The sequence below is a fragment of the Allofournierella sp. genome (assembly GCF_017889395.1).
Lineage (GTDB): Bacteria > Bacillota > Clostridia > Oscillospirales > Ruminococcaceae > Allofournierella.
Window position 1 is genome coordinate 1 of sequence record NZ_JAGHKE010000126.1, and the last position, 4,193, is coordinate 4,193.

A 4,193-nucleotide genomic window follows, 5' to 3' on the forward strand; every position below is an offset into this window, starting at 1 on the left:
GATCTGGCGGAACTGGTCCACCTGGATGCCCAGCAGCCCCTCCACCGCCGCGTCCACGCTCTCCTTGCCCTCGGCCACCGGGACGGGGTTCTCCCCCTCCAGCCGCTCCAGCAGGGCGGTGGCGGGCACCTCGGTGGTACCCTCGCCCCGCTTTTTGCGGCGGGTCGGGGCGGGGCGGCGGGTGATGCGCCACCGCTCGCCCCGATGTAAAAACACCAGCTGAGCGCTGGTCTCCAGGGTATCGTCCGCATAGTCGCTGCGGATCATCTTCTCGCTGCGCACCCGGCCGGTAAGCTTGCCGAAGAGCGCATAGCACACCCCGTCGAACAGGGTGGTCTTGCCCGCGCCGGTATCGCCGGTGATCAGAAACAAACCACCCGCGCCCGCGGCCTCAAAATCCACGGTCTGGCTGCCCGCATAGGCGCCGAAGGCGGTCAAAGTCAGGGTCAAGGGTCTCATGCTTCCACCTCCCGGCAAATGGGCTCCAGCACCGCCCGCTCCTCCTCACTGAGGGGCTGGCCGTGCACGGTCCGGTAAAAATCCGCGAACTGGTCTAAAAGGCCCGCCCGCTGCAGCTGCCGCGCCCGCAGCTGGGCCTCGCTGCGCCCGGTGGGGATCTGAGGCGCCAGCTCCAGCTTGACCAGGTTCGGGTAAACGCTGCGCATCCGGGCGGCGGCGTTGGGCGGGATCTGCCGGTCGGTGAGCACCGCATGGACAAAGTCCGCGCAGCCCGGCTCGGCGCTGTCGATCAGCTCCTCCAGCGGGCCCTGCACCCGGCGCAGCGGCCGCAGCGGTGCAAAGGGCAGCGGCTGCCAGCGCACACCCCCCTTTTCGCCCAGCTCCACCAGCACCGCCGCCTTGCGGTGGCGCACCTCGCTCACCGAATAGGCCAGCGGCGAGCCGCAGTAGCGGACGTGCTCCGCCCCCACCTGCTGGGGACCGTGGATGTGCCCCAGAGCCACATAGTCAAAGCCCTCGAGCACCGCCGCGTCCACATTGTCCAGCGTGCCCAGGTTCAGCGTCTCGGAGTCGCAGGTCTCGGGACTCTTCCCCCCGCTGGTCACGAACTGGTGGGCCATGATCAGATTGCGGGCGGAAAAATCCGGCCCGGCGGCCCGGATCAGGGCGGCCACCGCGTCGGTATAGCTCTCGATGGTCTCCTGCGGCAGGGCGGCCCGCACCTGGCTGGGCCGGATGAAGGGCAGCGCCCACAGATGCACCGGGCCGAAGGCATCCTCCAGCACATAGTGCTCCAGCCCGCCGGAAAACACCGCCGCCAGATGCACCCCGCCTGCGGCCAGCAGCTGGCTGCCAAAGCCCAGCCGGTCGGCGCTGTCGTGGTTGCCGCTGATCAGATACACCGGGATCTTCGCCCGGCACAGCCCGGTGAGGAATTCATCCAGCAGCGCCACCGCGCCCACGGTGGGCACGCTGCGGTCGTACACATCGCCCGCCACCAGCACGCCGTCCACCTGGTGCTCGGTTGCCATGGCAAGGCATTGGTTCAGGATGTGCCGCTGGTCCTCGTAAAGATCCACCTCGCAGAGCCTGCGCCCCAGATGCAGATCGGATAAATGCAGAAATTTCATGGTTCTTTGCCTTTCTTTGGCGCCGCATATCGCGGGCCTGCCTTGATTATACCAGAGCCGCCGCCCACTTGAAAGCCCCGCCGCCCTGTGCTACCATAGGGGCAAACCCAAACGGAAAGGCGGGAACAGAAGATGGAACTGCGTTTGGAAGCCCCCCGGCCCGAGCACCGGCAGCTGGTGGAACCCTACCGGCGGGAATTTTTGAACAGCGGCGACTCCATCGACGGCTCGGCCGGTCTTGCCTGGTGCAGCGGCTTTGACGAGTGGATGGCCCTCGTGGCCGACAATTCCCGCGACGAGACCGCCCGCCCCGGCTGCGTGGCCACCAGCGTGTTCCTGGCCTTCGACGGCCCGGAGCTGGTGGGCATGGTGGACATCCGCCACCGGCTGAACGACTACCTGCGCCGCTACTGCGGCCACATCGGCTACAGCGTGCGCCCGGCCCTGCGCCGCCGGGGCTACGCCACCGCCATGCTCACCCTGGCTCTGGAGGAATGCCGCCGCCTGGGTCTTTTTCAGGTGATGCTCACCTGCGAGAAAACCAACGTGGCCTCCGCCCGCACCATGCTCCACTGCGGGGCGGTTTTGCAGGACGAGCTGCTCATGGGAAGCATGACCATTCAGCGATACTGGATCGAGCTGTGACCAATTGAATTTTTTATAACCGTGACCGCACCGCCGCCTTTTCCCGACTTAGGGTAAGACGGCAGCGCATATTTTTATCTGTTTGCCGCATATTAAACCATCGTTTCTCAAAAATGTAGAATATTTTTTAGTTAATTTGTTCAAATGCCCATTGCCACCCCTTGTAAAAAGCGTTATAATAGTATCAAAATTTCATCGCAAACGCGGCCCTGTGGGCCACGGGCCGGGCCATTTTGGTCCGGCCCGCGCCCTTTGCTGCGGGAAAGGAGCTCTTAGCATGAACACCACCAACGAACTGCTGCGAGCAATTTTAAAGATGGACGAGGAGGAGCGGCTGCGCACCCAGGCCTCCGAGGAATACCGGCGCGGCGCCCAGACCCGCCTGACCGAGGCAGCCCGCAGCCAGGAGGCCGAGATCATGGCCGCCATGCGCACACGGGTGGACGCCTTTTCCGCCAGGGAGCAGGCCCGGGCCGATGAACGCCTGGCTAAACTGGAGGCCGGCAAGCAGCAGGCCCTCAGCCGGATGGAGCAGCTCCGGGCGGACAAACGGGAGGAATGGGTGAAAACCATCACCGACCGGGTGCTGGGGCGGGAGGCGTAAGCCATGGGCAACACGCAGGCCTCCAATGCCATTCTGGCCAAAAGCCGCGCGCTTTACGGCCGCCGCCTCACCGGGCAGGACTACCAGCAGCTGATGAACTGCCGGGATCTGCCGGAGGTGATCACCTATTTAAAAAGCCGCACCGCCTATGCCCGCGCGCTGGAGGGCGCGGACCCCACCCGGGTACGCCGGGCGGAGCTGGAGGTCCGGCTGCGGCAGAATCTGTTCGACCAGTACGCGGCCTTGTGCCGGTACGAGATGAACATCGGCCACGATTTTTACCGCTACTTTATTCTAAAGGCGGAGGTTCGGGCGCTTGCCAACCGTCTGCAGGAGCTGGCCGCCCCCGGCAGCGAGACGCTGCGGCTGTATCAGATGCCCCAGTTCATCCGCCGCCATTCCAGGCTGGACGCTGCCGCCCTGGCCTCCGCCCGGGACCTGGCCAGCCTCACCGCTGTGGTGGAGGGCACGGTTTACCATCCCATCCTCATGAGCTTCTGCGAAAAGGCGGGCTTTGTGCTGGATAAGGACGGCGTTTTGCAGGTACAGGCCGCGCTGGATCAGCTGATCTACAACACCATGGAGGAGCTGGTGGCCAAAAAGCTGCACGGCGCCGCCAAAAAGGACATGGACTACCTGCTGCGCCGCAAGAGCGACCTGGCTGCCATCGTCTACATGTACCGGCTCAAGCAGATGATCGGCGCCGACCGGGCGTATCTTTTGCCCCGGCTGGCGGTGGGCTACAGCAACATGAGCCAGAAACAGCTGCTCTATTTGATGGACGCGGCGGACTGCGAGGACTTTGTGCACCGGCTGGCCCGCACTCCTTATGCCCGGGAGTTCTTCGGCTCCTCCTTCACCCGCGTGGAGGACGCGGTGCAGCGGCTGGACTACCGCTGGCATCTGAAAAAGCTGCGCTTTTCCACCGACCCCAGCGTGGTGCTGTTCTGCTACATCTTTCTGGCGGAAAACGAGCTGACCAACCTGACCCACATCATCGAGGGTGTCCGCTATCACCTGCCGCCGGAAAAGATCGCCCCCCTGCTGGTGGGCGTGGGCGATTGAGGGGAGGTGCCGAGCGATGTTATTTGAACCGAAAATGCAGCTGGTCTGGGTGAACGGGCCCATCGGCCGGCTGACGGATTTTCTCGAGCGCTGCTGCCTGGACCAGGGCACGGTGCATCCCGCCCGGGCGCTGGACAACATGAATCCGGCGGCGGGCTACGCCGCACCGGAAACCAGCGGCGAATGGTCCGCTCTGGTGGCCCGGCTGGAGGCGGATGCCGGGGAGGATTCCCTGCCGCTGACCCATCCCTGCGAGGAATTCTCGCCCCGGCAGCGCCAATTGCTGGAGG

General features: G+C 64.8%; 6 protein-coding genes. 4 read left to right on the forward strand and 2 right to left on the reverse strand.

The window, feature by feature from the left end:
* Positions 1-459 (reverse strand): SMC family ATPase (locus tag J7G73_RS12445; RefSeq protein ID WP_291246492.1); only part of this gene is annotated, 459 nt, incomplete at its 3' end.
* A complete protein-coding gene (locus tag J7G73_RS12450; protein ID WP_291246493.1) occupies positions 456-1,589 on the reverse strand; it encodes an exonuclease SbcCD subunit D in 1,134 nt (377 codons plus the stop codon). The genes J7G73_RS12445 and J7G73_RS12450, both read right to left, overlap by 4 nt.
* 132 nt (positions 1,590-1,721) lie before the next feature.
* Between J7G73_RS12450 and J7G73_RS12455 the strand changes: the two genes are divergently transcribed.
* The 4 genes from J7G73_RS12455 to J7G73_RS12470 all read left to right on the forward strand — a co-directional run.
* On the forward strand, positions 1,722-2,234 hold the full coding sequence (locus tag J7G73_RS12455) for a GNAT family N-acetyltransferase (protein ID WP_291246494.1): 513 nt from the start codon (positions 1,722-1,724) through the stop codon (positions 2,232-2,234).
* A 277-nt stretch (positions 2,235-2,511) separates the two neighbouring features.
* Complete coding sequence (locus J7G73_RS12460; protein ID WP_291246495.1) at positions 2,512-2,838, forward strand: hypothetical protein; 327 nt, start codon at positions 2,512-2,514, stop codon at positions 2,836-2,838.
* 3 nt (positions 2,839-2,841) lie between these two features.
* Positions 2,842-3,903: a V-type ATPase subunit gene (locus J7G73_RS12465; protein ID WP_291246496.1), complete on the forward strand. Its 1,062-nt coding sequence runs from the start codon at positions 2,842-2,844 to the stop codon at positions 3,901-3,903.
* A gap of 16 nt (positions 3,904-3,919) precedes the next feature.
* Positions 3,920-4,193: hypothetical protein (locus J7G73_RS12470; protein ID WP_291246497.1), on the forward strand; the 274-nt coding region annotated here is incomplete at its 3' end.